The organism is Sphingobium sp. BS19, assembly GCF_027925545.1.
GTDB lineage: Bacteria > Pseudomonadota > Alphaproteobacteria > Sphingomonadales > Sphingomonadaceae > Sphingobium.
Window position 1 is genome coordinate 141,506 of sequence record NZ_BSEF01000004.1, and the last position, 16,625, is coordinate 158,130.

Annotated in this window: 15 protein-coding genes; 7 read left to right on the top strand and 8 right to left on the bottom strand. The window is 62.8% G+C overall.

Annotated features, from left to right (window positions below; translation table 11 throughout):
- Positions 1-2 precede the first annotated feature (2 nt).
- Positions 3-1,535: a 2-polyprenylphenol 6-hydroxylase gene (gene ubiB / locus QMG56_RS05550; protein WP_281821593.1), complete on the bottom strand. Its 1,533-nt coding sequence runs from the start codon at positions 1,533-1,535 to the stop codon at positions 3-5.
- Positions 1,536-1,665: 130 nt separating this feature from the next.
- A complete protein-coding gene (locus QMG56_RS05555) occupies positions 1,666-2,397 on the bottom strand; it encodes a class I SAM-dependent methyltransferase (RefSeq protein ID WP_281821594.1) in 732 nt (243 codons plus the stop codon).
- Positions 2,398-2,477: 80 nt separating this feature from the next.
- Between QMG56_RS05555 and mutM the strand changes: the two genes are divergently transcribed.
- The 3 genes from mutM (at position 2,478) to dnaA (ending at position 5,563) form a co-directional block, all read left to right on the top strand.
- Positions 2,478-3,290: a bifunctional DNA-formamidopyrimidine glycosylase/DNA-(apurinic or apyrimidinic site) lyase gene (gene mutM, locus QMG56_RS05560; RefSeq protein ID WP_281821596.1), complete on the top strand. Its 813-nt coding sequence runs from the start codon at positions 2,478-2,480 to the stop codon at positions 3,288-3,290.
- Positions 3,291-3,419: 129 nt separating this feature from the next.
- Positions 3,420-3,683 carry a 30S ribosomal protein S20 gene (rpsT, locus tag QMG56_RS05565; RefSeq protein ID WP_230187862.1) on the top strand — a complete coding sequence of 88 codons (264 nt, stop codon included), beginning with the start codon at positions 3,420-3,422 and terminating at the stop codon, positions 3,681-3,683.
- A gap of 449 nt (positions 3,684-4,132) precedes the next feature.
- The gene (dnaA, locus tag QMG56_RS05570) at positions 4,133-5,563 is read left to right on the top strand and encodes a chromosomal replication initiator protein DnaA (RefSeq protein WP_230187861.1); all 1,431 of its coding nucleotides are present in this window, start codon (positions 4,133-4,135) and stop codon (positions 5,561-5,563) included.
- On the opposite strand, the gene QMG56_RS05575 is transcribed toward dnaA, so the two are convergent.
- From QMG56_RS05575 to secB, 5 genes are all read right to left on the bottom strand, one after another.
- The gene (locus QMG56_RS05575) at positions 5,560-6,819 is read right to left on the bottom strand and encodes an HD-GYP domain-containing protein (RefSeq protein ID WP_281821597.1); all 1,260 of its coding nucleotides are present in this window, start codon (positions 6,817-6,819) and stop codon (positions 5,560-5,562) included. The two genes, dnaA and QMG56_RS05575, sit on opposite strands and share 4 nt — an antisense overlap.
- 188 nt (positions 6,820-7,007) lie before the next feature.
- Positions 7,008-7,670 (bottom strand): DUF4136 domain-containing protein, encoded by a 663-nt coding sequence (locus tag QMG56_RS05580; protein WP_281821599.1) that lies wholly within the window; start codon positions 7,668-7,670, stop codon positions 7,008-7,010.
- 141 nt (positions 7,671-7,811) lie between these two features.
- The gene (gene trpS, locus QMG56_RS05585; protein ID WP_281821601.1) at positions 7,812-8,816 is read right to left on the bottom strand and encodes a tryptophan--tRNA ligase; all 1,005 of its coding nucleotides are present in this window, start codon (positions 8,814-8,816) and stop codon (positions 7,812-7,814) included.
- Positions 8,817-8,824: 8 nt separating this feature from the next.
- Positions 8,825-10,411, bottom strand: a complete 1,587-nt coding sequence (gene murJ, locus QMG56_RS05590; RefSeq protein WP_281821602.1) for a murein biosynthesis integral membrane protein MurJ — start codon at positions 10,409-10,411, stop codon at positions 8,825-8,827.
- Positions 10,412-10,527: 116 nt separating this feature from the next.
- The gene (secB, locus tag QMG56_RS05595) at positions 10,528-11,025 is read right to left on the bottom strand and encodes a protein-export chaperone SecB (protein ID WP_230188015.1); all 498 of its coding nucleotides are present in this window, start codon (positions 11,023-11,025) and stop codon (positions 10,528-10,530) included.
- Positions 11,026-11,248: 223 nt separating this feature from the next.
- Here secB and QMG56_RS05600 point away from each other — a divergent pair, with 223 nt between their 5' ends.
- The 4 genes from QMG56_RS05600 (at position 11,249) to QMG56_RS05615 (ending at position 15,478) form a co-directional block, all read left to right on the top strand.
- Entirely contained in the window at positions 11,249-11,905 is a 657-nt protein-coding gene (locus QMG56_RS05600; protein WP_281821603.1) for a Tim44/TimA family putative adaptor protein, read from the top strand.
- Entirely contained in the window at positions 11,902-13,182 is a 1,281-nt protein-coding gene (locus tag QMG56_RS05605; RefSeq protein WP_281821604.1) for a murein transglycosylase A, read from the top strand. The genes QMG56_RS05600 and QMG56_RS05605 overlap by 4 nt, the downstream gene beginning before the upstream one ends.
- Entirely contained in the window at positions 13,157-13,696 is a 540-nt protein-coding gene (locus QMG56_RS05610) for a Smr/MutS family protein (protein WP_281821605.1), read from the top strand. The genes QMG56_RS05605 and QMG56_RS05610 overlap by 26 nt, the downstream gene beginning before the upstream one ends.
- A 108-nt stretch (positions 13,697-13,804) precedes the next feature.
- Positions 13,805-15,478, top strand: coding sequence for a bifunctional diguanylate cyclase/phosphodiesterase (locus QMG56_RS05615; protein WP_281821606.1), 1,674 nt, complete (start codon positions 13,805-13,807; stop codon positions 15,476-15,478).
- Here the strand turns inward: QMG56_RS05615 and dapE are convergent.
- Complete coding sequence (dapE, locus tag QMG56_RS05620) at positions 15,454-16,608, bottom strand: succinyl-diaminopimelate desuccinylase (RefSeq protein ID WP_281821607.1); 1,155 nt, start codon at positions 16,606-16,608, stop codon at positions 15,454-15,456. The two genes, QMG56_RS05615 and dapE, sit on opposite strands and share 25 nt — an antisense overlap.
- Positions 16,609-16,625: the final 17 nt, after the last annotated feature.

Below are 16,625 nucleotides of genomic sequence, written 5' to 3' on the forward strand. Positions count from 1 at the left end.
GTCTATGATAATAGCAATGTGAGCAAAGCGCCACCGGCGGCGGCAAACACGGCCACGGCCCCATATTTCCATCCCGACCCCATCCCGATCAGCTTTATCTCGGTCAGCGGAGGCGGCAGCGGTGCGGCGCCCTTGGCCGGGTAATGTTCTTCGATCCGACGCACAAGATCGGGCAAGCGCTGCAGCGTGCGCCAGTTCTCGATCAGCGTGTCGGCGGCCTTGGCTTCCGGCCCCAGCTCGGTGCGCAGCCATTCCTTCACATAAGGGCCGCTCGTCTCCCACATGTTGATGTCGGGGTCGAGCGCGGTGGCCACGCCCTCCACCATCACCATCGTCTTTTGCAGAAGCAGCAGATGCGGCTGGGTCTGCATGTCGAAATCGCGGGTGATGGCAAACAGCCCGTCCAGCATCCCGCCCACCGACAATTCGCTGACCGGCTTGCCGCGCATCGGCTCACCCACTGCGCGCAGGGCCGTCGCGAACTCTGCGACATTGTGATGCGCGGGCACATATTGCGCTTCGAAATGGATTTCCGCGACCCGGCGATAATTGCCGGTAATGAGGCCATAGAGAATTTCGGCGAGCCACATCCGCGCCCGCCGGTCGATGCGGCCCATGATGCCGAAATCGATGGCGACGATATCGCCATTGGCCTTCACGAACAGGTTCCCCTGATGCATGTCAGCGTGGAAGAAGCCCTCGGCAATGGCTTGGCGCAGGAAGGCGTTGACCAGCCGCGCGGCAATCGCCTTGGTATCGTGGCCTGCCGCGACGATGGCGGCGCGGTCGGCGATCTTGATGCCGTCGATCCACTCCATCGTCATCACCCGGCCCGACGTGCGGTCCCAGTCGATTTCCGGAATGGTATAGCCCGGCTCGGCCTGCATCGCTTCGGCCAGTTCGGAAGACGAAGCCGCTTCGCGGCGCAGGTCCAGTTCGCGCGCGGTCCAGCGCTTGAGGTTCGCGATGACGAGGCGCGGGCGCAAACGCGCGACTTCGCCGCCCAGTTGCTCCAGATGTGCGGCGGCCCATTCATAGGTCACGATATCGCGATTGAACTGCTCGATCACGCCGGGGCGCAGGACTTTGACGGCAACGTCGCGGCCCTGGATGGTGGTGGCGCGATGCACCTGCGCGATGGACGCGGCCCCCACCGGCACTTCGTCGAAATGGCTGTAGAGCGCTTCGAGCGGACGGCCGAAGCTTTGCTCGATCTGCTTGCGGATCAGATCGAAGGGGACGGGGGGAAGCGCATCCTGCAAGCGCAGCAGATCCTTGGCCGCTTCGTCCCCGACCAGATCGGGCCGCGTCGCCAATGTCTGCCCCAGCTTGATCGCTGCCGGACCGATGGACTCGAACGCCTCGGCATAGCGCGGCTGTTTGGGCACCCGCGCACCAAAACGGGCGATGCGCGCCAGCCGTCGTACCGCCACCGGCGTCATCGGATCGCGCTCGATACCGCGCAAAGCGCCATGCCGCGCCAGCGTGCGCCCCCATGTCAGGAGCCGCCAGAGATGCGTCGCGTGGGATGTCATGCGGGGAAAGCCCCTCCCTTCAGGGAGGGGTTGGGGGAGGGGCTGTTCGTGATAATGCGAGGGGGGTAAGCGGCTGACATGCCCTCCCCCGACCCCTCCCTGCAGGGAGGGGAGAAAGCGATACGCATCCTCACGCCTTCCAGCCGCTGTGGATCGCGACCAGCCCGCCCAGTATCGGCTCGACCTTCGTCTGCGTGAAGCCCGCCGCGCGGATCATGCCTTCGAACTTCGCCATATCGGGGAAACGCCGAATCGATTCGATCAGATAGCGATAGCTTTCCTCGTCATTGGCCAGCAGCTTGCCCAGCTTGGGCACCAGATGATGCGAATAAGCGTCGTACACATCGGCAAAGCCGGGCCAGAGCGTCGTCGAAAACTCTAGGCAAAAGAACCGCCCGCCGAATTTTAGCACGCGGTGCGCTTCGGCCAGTGCCTTGTCGATATGGGTGACGTTCCGAATCCCGAAGGCGATGGTGTAGGCGTCGAACTGCCGGTCCGGGAAACTCAGCGTCTCGGCATTCTGCTCGGACCAGGCAAGGCCAGTCAGCCCCTTCTTTTCCGCGCGCTCCATGCCGACGGCCAGCATTTCGGGATTGATGTCGGACACGGTGACGTTTGCGCCCTTGGCATGCATGCGAAAGGCGATGTCGCCCGTGCCGCCCGCCATGTCGAGAATCGCTTCGCCCGGCTGCGGTTTCACCCGTTTGACGAACTGGTCCTTCCACAGCCGATGCGCCCCTGCGGACATCGCGTCGTTCATCAGGTCGTACTTGCCTGCGACGTTGGAAAAGACGCCTTTGACCATGCCGGTCTTTTGCGTGGCATCGACATCGCGATAGCCAAAGGAAACTGTGTCGTTCATGACCCTCGCTCTAGCCAGAGATTGGCGCGGGTTCCAGCAGAAGGTGGAAACGCGGCAGATCGCTTTTACATTGGTGTTCCATGCCCGAATTACCAGAAGTCGAAACCACTGTTACCGGACTTGCCCAGGTTCTCGACGGAGAGCGCCTGACGCTGGTCGAGCCGCGCCGCGCCGATCTGCGCTGGCCGATCCCGGTGGACCTGCGTCAGCGACTCACTGGATCGACCGTCACGGCATTGTGGCGGCGGGCGAAATATGGGCTGATCGGCACGGATCGCGGCGATACGCTGATCTTTCACCTTGGCATGTCCGGGCGATGGCGCGTCGATCCTGAGAGCATAGGCACGCACGATCATCTGGTGCTGGAAACGGCCAGCGGGCGGCGGCTGGCGCTCAATGACCCGCGTCGGTTCGGATCGCTCGATCTGGTGCGGACCGATGCGTGGGAAGTACACACGCCCTTCACCCGTATGGGGCCGGAGCCTTTGGGGCCGGATTTCACTGCAACCTATTTGCGCGGTGCGCTCGCGGGGCGGACCAGCCCGATCAAGGCCGCGTTGCTCGATCAGCGAATCGTCGCGGGGCTGGGCAACATCTATGTGTGCGAAGCGCTCAACATTGCGCGCATCGCGCCGGGGACGCTGAGCGGGCGAATCGGTGGGCCGCGGCTCGTGCGCCTGGTCGAAGCGATTCGCGCGGTCCTTATATCGGCCATCGCGGCAGGCGGATCGACGCTGCGCGATTATGCGCGACCTGATGGCGAACTGGGCTATTTTTCCAAGCAATGGCGCGTCTACGGGCGCGAGGGAGAGGCCTGTCCCTGTGGCGGCACGGTTTCGCGCCGTGTGGACGGCGGACGGTCGACCTTCTATTGCCCAACGTGCCAGCGATAATCTCGGGCGTCGCGATCGCCACAATGGTTGACGCATTGGGCGTTCCACGGTAAGGCGCGCTCCTTCACGGGCCGGCGGGCCGAATCCGCATGGCCCTTTTCTTTTTGTATATTCGGTTCGAGGACAGGCATGGCAAATACGCCACAGGCAAAGAAGCGCATTCGCCGCAACGCGGCTCGGGCAGTTGTAAACGGTAACCGCGTCGGTCGTATCCGTACGCTGGTCAAGAAGGTCGAATCGGCTCTTGCTGCCGGCGACAAGGATGCCGCTGCAACCGCACTGCAGACCGTTCAGCCTGAACTGGCGCGTGGCGTTGCCCGTGGCGTGCTTCACAAGAACACGGCATCGCGCAAATTCAGCCGTCTGACGAAGCGCGTTTCCGCTCTGGGCTAACGCCTTGCGCTTTGCGCATGTCAAATAGCTGCAATTCAAAAAACCCGCCGGGCACTGCTTGGCGGGTTTTTTGGCGTATCGGCGAGATGCTGCACCGCAGCGCTCCTTCGTCACTTTTATGTCATGAATCCGTAACTCTAGGATTTGTGCCGATTCGTGCAGTATGATTACTTAATTGGCCAAATAACTCATTGATTTATAACAGTATAAATTGAAGTCCAGTGATTCCGTGGGCTAAGCTGAGTCAACGTCTTTATTTCATTTATTTGACCCATAGCGGTCTTGATAGACTCCGGTCCTGCTGTCTAAGTCTTGTGTCTGGGTTGCGGACCGAATCGGTTCCGTAACATTGCAGTGTTTGTCAGGTGGTGAAAAGCGGGACGGTCGGGGGCGACTTTCCGCAAGTGTCTTCTGCGCGCTGCCGAAAATGGTTGGTTCGAAGGGGCGGAATGAAGACACAAGCGGAATCGGTATCGGGCCTTTCAACGGGCCACGAACAGGCGAGTGAATCCGCTGCCGACGTGACAGGTGGCTCCAGCCATCTGGAGGCCGCCTGGGCGCAATTGCGCGTGGGATTGCGCAGCGACATCGGCGCACGGATGTTCGACCAGTGGCTAAAGCCTGCGCGGCTTGGCGCTTATTGCGACATGACCGAAACGCTCGATATTCTGGTCGCGTCCGAATTTTCTGCTAACTTCGTGTCCGCGCAATTCGGTGACCGTCTGCGCCTCGCCTGGCGCAGCGCGCATGCCGGGGTCCGCGATATCCGCATCGTGCGCGCTCCCGATTCGACTGCACTGCGCGTGCTGTCCGCGCCTGCTCCCCAGGCGGCTGCGACGGCTCCGGCGGCACAGGCTGCGCCTTCCTTCCTGCCGCGTCATGATTTCGCCAGCTTCATCACGGGCGAAAGCAATCAACTCGCCTATTCCGCTGCGCAGGCAATGGCCGCGCCGGAGCAACCGCGTTTCAGCCCGCTGTTCATTCATGGCGGAACCGGGCAGGGCAAGACTCACCTGCTCCACGCGATTGCCGGGGCGTATCTCGCCCATGCTCCTGAAGCATCGGTTGTCTATATGTCCGCAGAGCGGTTCATGATGGAATTCGTGAACGCGATGCGCGCCAATGAAACGATGGCGTTCAAAGCGCGGCTGCGCGCCGTGCGCCTGCTGTTGATCGACGATATTCAGTTTATCGCAGGCAAGGGCGCAACGCAGGAGGAGTTTCTCCACACGATCAACGAACTGGTCGAAAGCGGCGCGCGGATCGTCATCAGCGCGGATCGCGCTCCGCAACAGCTCGATGCCGTCGATCCGCGGATTCTCTCGCGGCTGGCGGGCGGCCTTGTCGCTGATATTCAGCCTGCCGGTATCGACTTGCGGCTTGCCATCCTCGAAGCCAAGCGGCTGGTTGCGGGCGACCCGCCGGTGCCGGACGCCGTGATCGATTTCCTCGCGCGCTCCATCCGCAGCAATATTCGCGAACTGGAAGGGGCGTTCAACAAGCTGCTCGCTTATGGCCAGTTGACTGGACGCACCGTCGATCTGGAATTTGCGCAGGCGATGCTGGCCGATGCCGTGCGCGCCAATGCCCGCCGCATCACCGTCGATGAAATTCAGAAGGCCTGTGCCGCGCATTACCGGATCGATGCCTCGGAAATGCGCTCGAAGCGCCGCGCCCGCGCCATCGCCCGCCCGCGTCAGGTCGCCATGTATCTCGCCAAGAAGATGACGCCGCGTTCCTTGCCCGAAATCGGCCGGATTTTCGGCGGGCGCGATCATTCGACGGTGATCCACGCAGTCCGCACGATCGAGGCTTTGCGCGAATCGAATCCGGATATCGATGCCGACGTCCGCGCGTTGTTGCGGCAGTTGGAAGGTTAAGCGGCCGCGCTTTTGTCGACGGTGCCTTCTGCCATGATCGTTTCGCGCAGCACTGGCCAGCCACGCAAATCCCATGCAGCGGGGTCTTCCTCGCCCATGATCTGATTGGCGGTCTGGGTGTCGGAAATAATCACTTCGAAGGGATCGACGAAGCGTCCGTCGGCAATCACGTAGAACGCCTTTACCCGCACGCGGGAACCGCGCCGACCGTTGGGTAACACAACGGCCAGATGACCCGTTCCCAGACGGACCAGCATGCCCGGCGGAAACAAGGCCAGACTGCGCATGAAGCTGAACAGAAGGGCGGAATCGAAATGCCCTTCCCAGGAACGCATGGCCGGAAGCGTTTCGGCGGGCGTAAGCGGTGCCTTGTAACAACGCTGCGATGTCATCGCGTCGTACACGTCGCAAATCGCACCCATCCGCGCGTGCAGGCTTATTTCTTCGCCCGACAGCCCGTGCGGATAGCCGGTGCCGTCCATCTTCTCATGATGGTTGAGGCACACGTCCAGCGCGGCGGCGGGAATGGCGCTCCCTTTCTTGAGAAGGGCATGTCCGTCGACCGTGTGGCGCTGGATCTCTCCAAATTCATGGTCGGTGAGCGGACCGGGCTTGTTCAGTATCGCTTCGGCCACCACCATCTTGCCGACATCGTGCAGCAGGCCGGCCATGCCCGCATCCCGCGCCGCCGCATCGTCCAGCCCGATTTCCCGCGCCAGATTGACCATCAGCGCGCACACGGCCACCGAATGAAGATAGGTATATTCGTCCTTGGACTTGAGACGTGCGATGCCGAGCAGCAGGGAACGGTTTTGGGCGAGCGACGCGGATATATCCTCGACCACCGCGATCACGTCGGCGGATCGCACCGCTTTGCCCATTCTTATGCCATCGAATACCTGTTTGACGACTTGCTTGGCACGCAGCACAGTCTGCGCTGCGGCCCGTTTGTCGGTCTGGAGACGGGAAGGGGCCGGGAGCGCGCGGATGGCGGCCTCCCGCGCATTCTTGATTCGGTCGCCCACCGATTCGCTGATTTCGGGGGCCGGGGTGCGTTCCCGCCGGGCCGGTGCGATGGCGCTTTTCTCGTCGTCGATCCACACGGCATCGATGTCACTGTCGAGGATTTTCCGAAGGTCTTCAGCGTCGGAAAGAAGGAAACGCGCGCGCCAGAAAGGGTGCGACAGCCAGCCGCCCTCGAATTTCTGGATAAACATGCCGAGCCGAACTTGGCTTGGCGTGATGCGCCGCAACATGGATATGAATGGCCTTCTTTCTGCAGTGACAGAACACCATTGCGCTTGAGTAATTAAATTTTTGTATAGGCCGCAGAACCGGCGATGGCGGCACATCGCCAAATATAAAGAAAGCCCGACGATTCGAAGCGAACCGCCGGGCCACATTCAGGTGTGCTTGGGAGCCAACACCTAAACCATGTAACGCGCTACTTAGGCTCTGGTGCCACAGTAATCTTAACATTTTCACCGCTGCGACCCGGGAAATCTGTAAACATGGCTTCGACAAGGTTGGGAACCAGATAAGTCAGGCGATTGCTGAGCGACTGCGCCGACGCGGTGCCTTCGAACAACCGCTTGCCGCTGCCCGCTTCCTCGATCTTCAGCTCAAGCTGACTTGTATATACGGTGTAGCTGCTGACGTCGTTGAAGCCGGGGCCGAACAGGAACGGATCGTAGAAGCCATAGCCGAACCGGCGCGGGCCATAGAAACCGGCATAGCCGCCACGGCCCCAGCCGCCCCAGCCACCACCCCAGCCGCCGCCCCAACCACCGCCGGTGCTGCGGACCTTTTCACGGCCATTGTCGACATCGTACCGCATCCGCACGATCAGGTTCGCGGTCGCCGGATCGGCAGCGGGTACATAACCCAGCTGCGCCATGCGGGACGACACGACGCTCGCATATTGCGCGAATTCCAGACCGCCGGCCAAACGCGGGTCATCCGCTACCACAGCGAAGCTCTGCCCCTGCGGCGCGGGCAGTTGCTGGAAGCGCGCCACATTCGCGTTGAAATTCTGAGTGCAGCCCGCCAGCGCAACCAGCGCCAGAGCGGGGGCTGCGAGAAGGCCGATTTTCCGAAATCTAGACATAGATATGATCCTGCTTATGGCCGTTTCCGGCACTCCCCGCCTACATATGAGAGTTCGCATAGCAAAGCGCAACTGAACGGCGATTGAACGCCGATCAGAAACGTCTCATCGGGGAAAAGAGTTTTAGGAGCGGCGATCTACTCAGCGCATCAGGCCAACGGCGTCATAAGCCCCGCGCAGCGTGGGTTCTGCCGCAGCGCTCGCTTTCGCCGCGCCTTTCTGAAGAATGGCGTCCAGCGCCACGTCATCATTTTTCAGCGCTTCGAACCGCTGGCGGATGGGCCGCAGCGACTCGACCAGCACATCGGCCAGCGCAGGCTTGAGCGCGCCGAACCCCTGGCCTGCGAATCGGGCGCAGATCGCATCGGTGCTGTCCCCGGTCATCGCCGAGAATATGCCCACCAGGTTCTTCGCTTCGGGCCGCTCCGCCAGATCGGCATAGGTTTCGGGCAGCACATCCGCGTCGCTCTTCGCCTTGCGCACCTTGCTCGCGATGGTGTCGTCGTCGTCGGTCAGGTTGATGCGGCTCATATCCGACGGATCGGATTTCGACATTTTCGCGCTACCATCGCGCAGCGACATGATGCGTGCGGTTTCCTTGGGGATGATCGGCTCGGGCAGCGTGAACAGGTCTACGCCGAAATCGGTGTTGAACTTCACCGCGATGTCGCGGGTCAGCTCCAGATGCTGTTTCTGGTCCTCGCCCACCGGCACATGTGTCGCCTGATACAGCAGCACGTCGGCGGCCTGCAGCACAGGATAAACGAACAGGCCCACCGAAGCGCCTTCGCGATTCTTGCCTGCCTTGTCCTTGAACTGCGTCATGCGGTTGAGCCAGCCGATCCGCGCAGTGCCATTGAGCAACCAGGCCAGCTCTGCATGGGCAGGCACCCGCGCCTGATTGAACAGCACGCTGCGATCGGGGTCGATCCCGGCGGCGATCAGCGCGGCGGCCATCTCCCGCACATTCTTCAGTCGCTGGGCGCGCTCCTCATGCACGGTGATCGAATGCATGTCGGCAAGGAAGAAGAAGCACTGGCTCCCGCTGGCCATCTCATCCTGCATCTTCACCCAGTTACGGATCGCGCCGAGATAATTGCCAAGGTGCAGATTGCCGGTGGGCTGGATGCCGGAAAGAACGCGCATGTGTTGTCTCAGTTCGTCTTGCTGGGTCGCCGAAACAGCGACCGAAGTTCGGAAAGCGCATAGGTGCGAAGGACCAGCGCCGCCACCCCATAGACCAGCCCGCCGATCCCGCACAACAGCATCAGGGCAATGACTCGCTCGGTCACGCTCTTCGCCATGTACGGATCGAGCAACGGATTGAGGAACCACAGCGCCACGCCCATCGCGGCACTTGCACCGATGATCCGGATCGCCTTGGTCTTGAACCGTGCATCCATCCGCAACTGATCGCGGCGATGGAGCAGCCAGTAGAGTACCAGCACATTCACCCATGCGGCGACGGCGGTCGATACGGCCACGCCCACATGTCCCAGCGGCCAGATCAGCACCAGATTGCCGACAAGGTTGAACAGCATGGAGAACACCGCAACGCGCACCGGCGTCTTCGTGTCCTGCCGCGCATAGAAGCCGGGCGTCAGCACCTTGATCAGCACATAGGCCGGAACGCCCAATGCAAAGGCCGAGAGCGCGCCCGCCGTGCCGATGGTGTCGGCGGCGGTGAATGCGCCATGTTCCAGCAGCCCGCGGATCAGCGGCACCGCCGAAATGCACAGCGCCACGGCGGCGGGCAGCGCAAGGAACAGCGCCAGTTCCAGCGCGCGGTTCTGCGTGTGTGAGGCCGCGGCTTCATTGCCCGACCCGATCTGGCGCGAAAGCGCGGGCAGTATCGCGGTGCCCACGCCGATCCCGATCAGGCCCAGCGGCAACTGGTTCAGCCGGTCGGCATAGTAAAGGTAACTCACCGCGCCTTGCGGCAGAAACCGTGCAGCGAGCGATGTGGAGATCAGCAGGTTGAACTGAATAGCCCCCGCGCCCAATGCCGCCGGGCCGATCAGCGCCAGCATCCGCTTCACTTGCGGCGACAGGCGCGGCATGCCCAGTTTCAGCACGACCCCGGCCTGCCGACACGACCACATCAGCCACAGCAATTGCGCGAGGCCCGATATCGTCACAGCCACGGCCTGCGTATAGGCTGTCTCGACCGGCGTATCGCCCCGGAAGAAAATCACCGCCCCGATCATGCAGACGTTGAGCAGCACCGGCGCGGCGGCGTTGACCCAGAATCGGTCGAGTGAATTGAGAATGCCGCCCAGCAACGACACCAGACTGATGAGCGCGAGATACGGGAAGGTGATCCGGGTGAGGTTCACCGCCAGATCGAATTTCTCCGGCCCGCCATCGGGAAAGCCGCCCGTCATCGCCCACACGACCGGCGCCGCCGCGACCATCATGATGAGCGTGAAGACCAGCACGACCGGCAACAGCACGGACAATATCTGTCCGGCAAACGCCACGGCAGCGGCCTTGCCGCTCCCCGGCTCTAATTTGTCGCCTTCCGCCATCGTGCGATTGAACATCGGCACGAACACGGCGGCGAATGCGCCTTCGGCAAAGAGCGCGCGGAACAGATTGGGCAGCCGCCAAGCAATCAGAAAGGCGTCGGACGCCAGTCCCGCGCCCAGATAGCGCGCCACGAGCATATCGCGGACCATGCCCAGGATGCGGCTGACCAGCGTCAATCCGCCAATGGTGCCGGTGGCTCTTAACAGGCCCATATATGCACACCACCCATCAGCCGTTCGCCCTGAGCCTGTCGAAGGGCTTTTCTTCCTTGGAAAAAGGAAGGGGCTTCGACAGGCTCAGCCCGAACGGTATTAGAAGTGGTAAAGTCTTACGCATTCCCGACGGGTGCATCCACCAACTGTCCGGCGGCTTGCGCCTGCTGCAGATACAACGCCTGGAAATCGATGGGATCGAGCAGCAGCGGCGGGAAGCCACCGTCACGCACGGCATCCGACAGGATCCGGCGGGCGAAGGGGAAGAGAAGGCGCGGCGCTTCGGCCAGCATGAACGGCTGAATCTGATCTTCGGGAACGTTGCGCATCCCGAACAAACCAGCGTAGACCAGCTCGACGGCAAAGGCGGTGCCGTCGTCGGTCGTTGCCTTCACTTCGATCTTCAGCGCGACTTCATGCACGTCGTCGGCTACCTGATCGGCGCCGATGTTGAACTGCACGTCGATATTGGGCTGCGACTGCCACTGATACACGGCGGGCGCGTTCGGATTTTCGAACGACAGATCCTTCACATATTGGGTGATGAGCCCGATCTGGGGCGTGGTGTCCGCGCCATTGGCCAGTGCGTCGTGGGTATCGGCCTGATCCGCCATGATATCGTCCTTATTGTCCATGGTCGCCGCCACCGGAAAGCCCAGCGCACCCGGCGCGACAGTGATGCGGCCGCTTAGCAGGGGCCCGAACGCAGGGCAATGGCGACTTAAGGCGCAACTATACGGGCATGGCGTTTGTTATACCGGGTGATCGCCATTTGAATCTACGCCCGAACATGCCTATGTTGGGGCAACTCACGCTTGCGAAGGTTGTAAAAGCACAGTGTACGTTATTGTCATACTCGCTCTCGTCGCCGGCTTTCTGGCCCTGCGGCTCTATTCCGTGCTCGGCAAGCGCACGGGGCATGAGCAGCAACCCGCGCCGTTGCAGGCGGACGACCGGGCGAAAGTGTCCGTGCTTCAGCCGCGCAATGCCGGTGAACAGGGTACGGACAATGTGCGTCTGTCCGATGGCATGCTTGCGCCGGGTGCGGACGTTGGCGTTCGCGCGCTGATCGCGGCGGATCGTCGTTTCGACGTGCCGCAATTCATCGATGGCGCAAAGACCGCCTATCGCATGGTGCTCGAAGCTTTCTGGCGCGGCGACCGCGAGGATCTGGCATGGCTGTGCGATGCCGATGTGCTGGCGTCGTTCGAAGAAGCCATTGCCGCCCGCGAGGCTGCAGGCGAAACGCTGGAAAATCGGCTCGTCCGCATCGACAAGGCTATCATCACCGAAGCCGTGCTGAGTGGCCGCATCGCGCATGTCACCATGCGTTTCGATGCCGATATCGCTGCCATCACGCGCGACAAGGATGGCAACATCATTGCCGGGTCGATGACCGACGCCGTGCCGACCCACGATGTCTGGACGTTCAGCCGCGATCTGCGCGCTACCGATCCCAACTGGAAACTGACTGAAACAGACGAGGAAGCATGAGCTTCCTCCGGTCGGGTGCGGCGCTGCTCCTTGCGGCGGCGCTCTCCGCATGTGCGGGCGGCGTGATCCCGGCCAGTTCCAATCGCCCAGCGCCCGCTCGACCCTCAACCGATACTGCCGCGCGCCCAAAGCCCGCCACGCCTCGCCCGACTGTGCCAACGCCTGCCGTGCCCGTTGTCGCGGGCGACAACGCCCTTGGCGCAGGCCTCGTCGCCGGTCCGCCGATTGCGGACTTGCTCCCATCCGGCGAACGCTCGCGCTTGGCACTCCAGGCTTTCCGCATATCCTGCCCTTCGCTGCTCCGCCGCAATGACCAGAGCGGCCTGACACGCGGTGCCGACTGGCAGCAGGCGTGCAGCGCGGCGTCAAGCTGGCCCGACACGACCGCCACCGAATTCTTCTCCCGCTATTTCGAAAGCGCGCAGGTCGGCGACGGCAAAGCGTTCGCCACCGGCTATTTCGAACCGGAAATCGCCGGATCGCGCACCCAGCGCGCCGGCTATGCTGTCCCCATCTACGGGCGACCCGTCGATCTGATCGATGTGGATCTGGGCCAGTTCAGCGATGCGCTGAAGGGCAAGACCATTCGCGGCAAGGTCACCGGCAACACATTCGTACCTTTCGACGCGCGTGAGCAGATCGTCGAAGGATCGCTGGCCGGACGCGCGCCGATCGTCGCCTGGGCCGCCGATCCCGTCGAATTCTTCTTCCTTCAGGTGCAGGGCAGCGGACGCCTGCGCCTGCCCGATGGCGGCATCATGCGGATCGGCTACGAAACGCAGAACGGGCGCGATTACACCGGCATCGGCAAGCTGATGAAGGATCGCGGGCTTATTCAGGCTGGGTCGATGCAGGATATCATGGCGTATTTGCGTGCCAACCCGGTCGAAGGCGCAGCGATCATGGACGAGAACAAGAGCTTCGTTTTCTTCAAGGAACTGACCGGCGCAGGGCCGCTCGGCGCGCTTGGCCTGCCGGTTACAGCCGAAGCATCGGTTGCCGCCGATCCGCGCTATATCCCGCTCGGTGCGCCGATCCTGCTGTCGATGGATCGCGCCGAGCCCAATGGCATCTGGATTGCGCAGGATACCGGCGGCGCGATCAAGGGGCCGAACCGCGTCGATACCTTCTGGGGCGCTGGCGAGCGTGCCCGCGCGATAGCGGGCGGCATGGCGGCACGGGGCAGCGCTCTGCTGCTCCTGCCCATCGGCACCGTCGCACGGGTAACGGCGCAATCCACGATGATGAGTGATGGCCGGACGCCGCCTCTCCGCTGAGGAGCGCACGCTCTGGGCGCGGCTCGCACAAAGCGTGCGGCCCTATCGCACCGGCGCATCCATTTCGACACCGGAGGTGGCCTCTGCGCCGCCGCCGAAAATGGCGACCCATTCGTTAACACATTCGCCTGTGCTGCCCCTGCTTCCTCAACCTGCCAGACGCCCTGCCGCGGTGCTGGATGACCGCTGGGAAAAGCAGATCAAGCGCGGCGCGCTGGCACCGGAAATGGCCATCGACTTGCACGGCCACAGCCTGTCCGCTGCCCATGTCCGTCTCAATCAGGCACTGGCATCGGCGCGTGGGCAGGATGTGCGGATATTGCTTGTAGTCACCGGAAAGCCCCGCGCGAACAGGGAAAATGGCGGCTCCGGGCAGCGCGGCGCAATCCGCGCGGAGATCAATCACTGGCTCGATACCAGCCCCCATGCCGATGCGATCGCCAGTGTGCGCTCGGCCCATCCGCGCCACGGCGGGGACGGCGCGCTCTACATCATATTGCGGCGCAAAAAATAATCTGCCGATGATGCCGCCCTTGGTGGGATTTTCTTAACCAATGGGACTCATAACCGGCCCATTCCGCGCGGTATGCGGACCGATCCAACGGCAATATTTAGGGGACTGGTGCAAAGCATCACCTTCAGGAATCGCGCGGTCGCTTTTGCGGTTGGCGCTGGGGCGGTTGCCTTTATCCTGGCCTTGGTGGCGGGTGGATCGGCGCGTGGCGGCCTGCATCCGCTCGGCTATGCCCTGATCGCAGCGGTTCTGTGCGGTGTTTTGAGCTGGGCTTCGGCGCGTCGCAGCATGCTGGGCATCGCCGCATCCGTCGAAAGCGCGACCGAGCGTCTGGTCGCCGCAGCCCATGGCGATCTCCAGACGCCCGTGATTCAGGTCATCCGCCGCGATCTGCCGGATCTCGCTGTGGCGATGGACAGCCTCTTCAGCCAGGTACGCGCCAGTCTCGATAACATCCACCTGCTTGCCATGTTCGATGCCGTCACGGGCCTGCCCAATCGCATGAGCTTTTGCCGCCAGGTCGAAAGCCTGATCCTCGATCGCGCCATCGACCGTCCCGCCGCCATGTTCTTTCTGGATCTCGACGGGTTCAAGGCGGTGAACGACACCTTCGGCCATGCAACCGGCGATCAGTTGCTCGCCCGCGTCGCCGGTCGACTGCGGGAGGTGGTGGTCAGCCAGCTACAGGCCGGGGCAGGCGATGCCGTTGTCGGGCGGTTGGCGGGCGATGAGTTCACCTTGTTCTTCCCTGACATTCCCAGCCACGCCGCTGCAGAACGCATCGCGCGTGCAATCCAGTTTGCCTTGGGCGAGCCGTTCGACCTGGGCGGGCAGCAGATCGATCTGGGCGCATCTATCGGCATCGCTTATTATCCCGACCATGGCGAAACCCTGAGCGCCCTGCTGCGCTCAGCCGACATCGCCATGTATCATGCCAAGAGCATCGGCGGCGGCAAGGTCGAGACGTTCACCGCCGCACTGGCGCAGGAGGCAGCGGGCAAGGCCGAGCTGGAACGGGATCTGCGCATTGCGTTGGAGCGTGGCGAGTTCCTCCTGCAATTTCAGCCGCAGCTCGATGTCGGGCAGGGGCGCGTGGTCGTTGCCGAAGCACTGGTACGCTGGGCGCATCCCGACCGCGACATGCTGATGCCCGCCACCTTCGTGCAGGTTGCGGAGGAAAGCGGCGTCATCGTGGAGCTTGGCGACTGGATCATGGATCAGGTGTGCGAGACGGCAGCCCGCTGGGCGCGGCAGGGGCTGGATCAGCGCGTTGCCATCAACATCTCGACCCGCGAACTGTCACAGGCCGATTTCTTCCTGCGCCTGCGCCACACCATGGCGCGGCACGGCACGCCCGCCGATCGGATCGAGCTGGAAATCACCGAATCGCTTGCGATGGAAATGGACGAACGACTGATCGATCAGTTGCACGCCTTGCGCGACATCGGGGTGCGGATCGCCATCGACGATTTCGGCACGGGCTATTCCAACCTCGCGCGCCTGCGCGATCTGCCCGTGGACAGAGTGAAGATCGACCGCAGCCTCGTCCGCGATATCGCAAGCTCCGCCGAAGCGCGCACGATCTGCAGCGCCGTAATCGCGCTCATTCAGGGGCTGGGTCTCGAAGTCGTGATCGAAGGCGTCGAAAGTCAGGAGCAGGTCGATATCCTGCGCGTGGCTGGCTGCACGGTGTTTCAGGGCTATCATATCGCCCATCCCGCGAATGAGTCCGCCTATCTCGGACGTTTCGGTAATAATCAGGCCGAAGCGCGCGAAGCCTGAGCCGCGCGCCGCAGGATATCTGCGTAAATCGCCGTCAGCGTTTCTAGATCTTCGACAGCCACCGCTTCGTCCAGCTTGTGCATCGTCGCGTTGCACAGCCCGAATTCCACCACCGGACACAGGCGCGAGAGGAACCGCGCGTCGGATGTGCCGCCAGTGGTCGATAGCTCCGGCACGATGCCCGTCGCGCTTTCGATGGCATCGCTGATGAGAGAGGAAAAGGCGCCCGGCGGTGTCAGGAACGGCTCGCCGCTGATCTTCGCCGTCAGCGTCCCGCCTTCGGTCTGCACAATGGCCTCGATCCGCTCCACCAAGCCCGCGCCGCTGTGGCAATCGTTGAACCGGATCGACAGGCGCGCAGTCGCCCGGGCGGGAATCACATTGGTCGCGGGATTGCCCACGGTGATATCAGTAATCTCGATATTGCTCGGCTGGAACCAGTCGGTACCGCTGTCCAGCTCGACCGCTTCGATGGCGGACAGGATGCGGATCAGCAGGGGGATCGGATTGTCGGCCAGATGCGGATAGGCGACATGCCCCTGCGCGCCCTCAACCGTGATCCACATATTGACCGAACCGCGCCGCCCGATCTTCACCATATCGCCCAGCCGCTTGACCGACGTAGGCTCGCCGACCAGACACAGGTCCGGCACGATCCCGCGCGCAGCCATCCGCTCCATCAGCGCCACTGTGCCGTGCACCGCCGGACCTTCCTCATCGCCGGTGATAATCAGGCTGACTGTGCCGGGCAGATCGGGATTGCGCGCCAGCGCCGCCAAGAAGCATGCAATCGACCCCTTCATGTCCACCGCACCGCGCCCGTGGAGCAGATCGCCGCGCACCTCCGGCACGAACGGATCGCTGGCCCAGCCATTACCCGGCGGCACGACGTCCAGATGCCCGGCAAAGGCGAAATGCGCCCCCGGTCCATTTTCGCGCACGGCCAGCAGATTCTCCACTGGCCCGTCCGGCGCATCGCCCGCAACGAACCGTTCGACCGCGAAACCCAGCGGCGCCAGCATCGCTTCCATGCAGTCGAACACCGCTCCGGTGGCCGGGGTGATCGAAGGGCAGGCGATCAGCCGCTCGGCAAGAGCCAAAGGATCGGGAGTGGCACTGGTCAGGGTCATGCGCGTGCGTTAGCGAA

Excerpts from the sequence above, each read along its gene's own strand:
- ubiB (WP_281821593.1), bottom strand. The coding sequence starts at position 1,535 with ATGACATCCCACGCGACGCATCTCTGGCGGCTCCTGACATGGGGGCGC.
- QMG56_RS05555 (WP_281821594.1), bottom strand. The coding sequence starts at position 2,397 with ATGAACGACACAGTTTCCTTTGGCTATCGCGATGTCGATGCCACGCAA.
- mutM (WP_281821596.1), top strand. The coding sequence starts at position 2,478 with ATGCCCGAATTACCAGAAGTCGAAACCACTGTTACCGGACTTGCCCAG.
- rpsT (WP_230187862.1), top strand. The coding sequence starts at position 3,420 with ATGGCAAATACGCCACAGGCAAAGAAGCGCATTCGCCGCAACGCGGCT.
- dnaA (WP_230187861.1), top strand. The coding sequence starts at position 4,133 with ATGAAGACACAAGCGGAATCGGTATCGGGCCTTTCAACGGGCCACGAA.
- QMG56_RS05575 (WP_281821597.1), bottom strand. The coding sequence starts at position 6,819 with ATGTTGCGGCGCATCACGCCAAGCCAAGTTCGGCTCGGCATGTTTATC.
- QMG56_RS05580 (WP_281821599.1), bottom strand. The coding sequence starts at position 7,670 with ATGTCTAGATTTCGGAAAATCGGCCTTCTCGCAGCCCCCGCTCTGGCG.
- trpS (WP_281821601.1), bottom strand. The coding sequence starts at position 8,816 with ATGCGCGTTCTTTCCGGCATCCAGCCCACCGGCAATCTGCACCTTGGC.
- murJ (WP_281821602.1), bottom strand. The coding sequence starts at position 10,411 with ATGGGCCTGTTAAGAGCCACCGGCACCATTGGCGGATTGACGCTGGTC.
- secB (WP_230188015.1), bottom strand. The coding sequence starts at position 11,025 with ATGGCGGATCAGGCCGATACCCACGACGCACTGGCCAATGGCGCGGAC.
- QMG56_RS05605 (WP_281821604.1), top strand. The coding sequence starts at position 11,902 with ATGAGCTTCCTCCGGTCGGGTGCGGCGCTGCTCCTTGCGGCGGCGCTC.
- QMG56_RS05610 (WP_281821605.1), top strand. The coding sequence starts at position 13,157 with ATGGCCGGACGCCGCCTCTCCGCTGAGGAGCGCACGCTCTGGGCGCGG.
- dapE (WP_281821607.1), bottom strand. The coding sequence starts at position 16,608 with ATGACCCTGACCAGTGCCACTCCCGATCCTTTGGCTCTTGCCGAGCGG.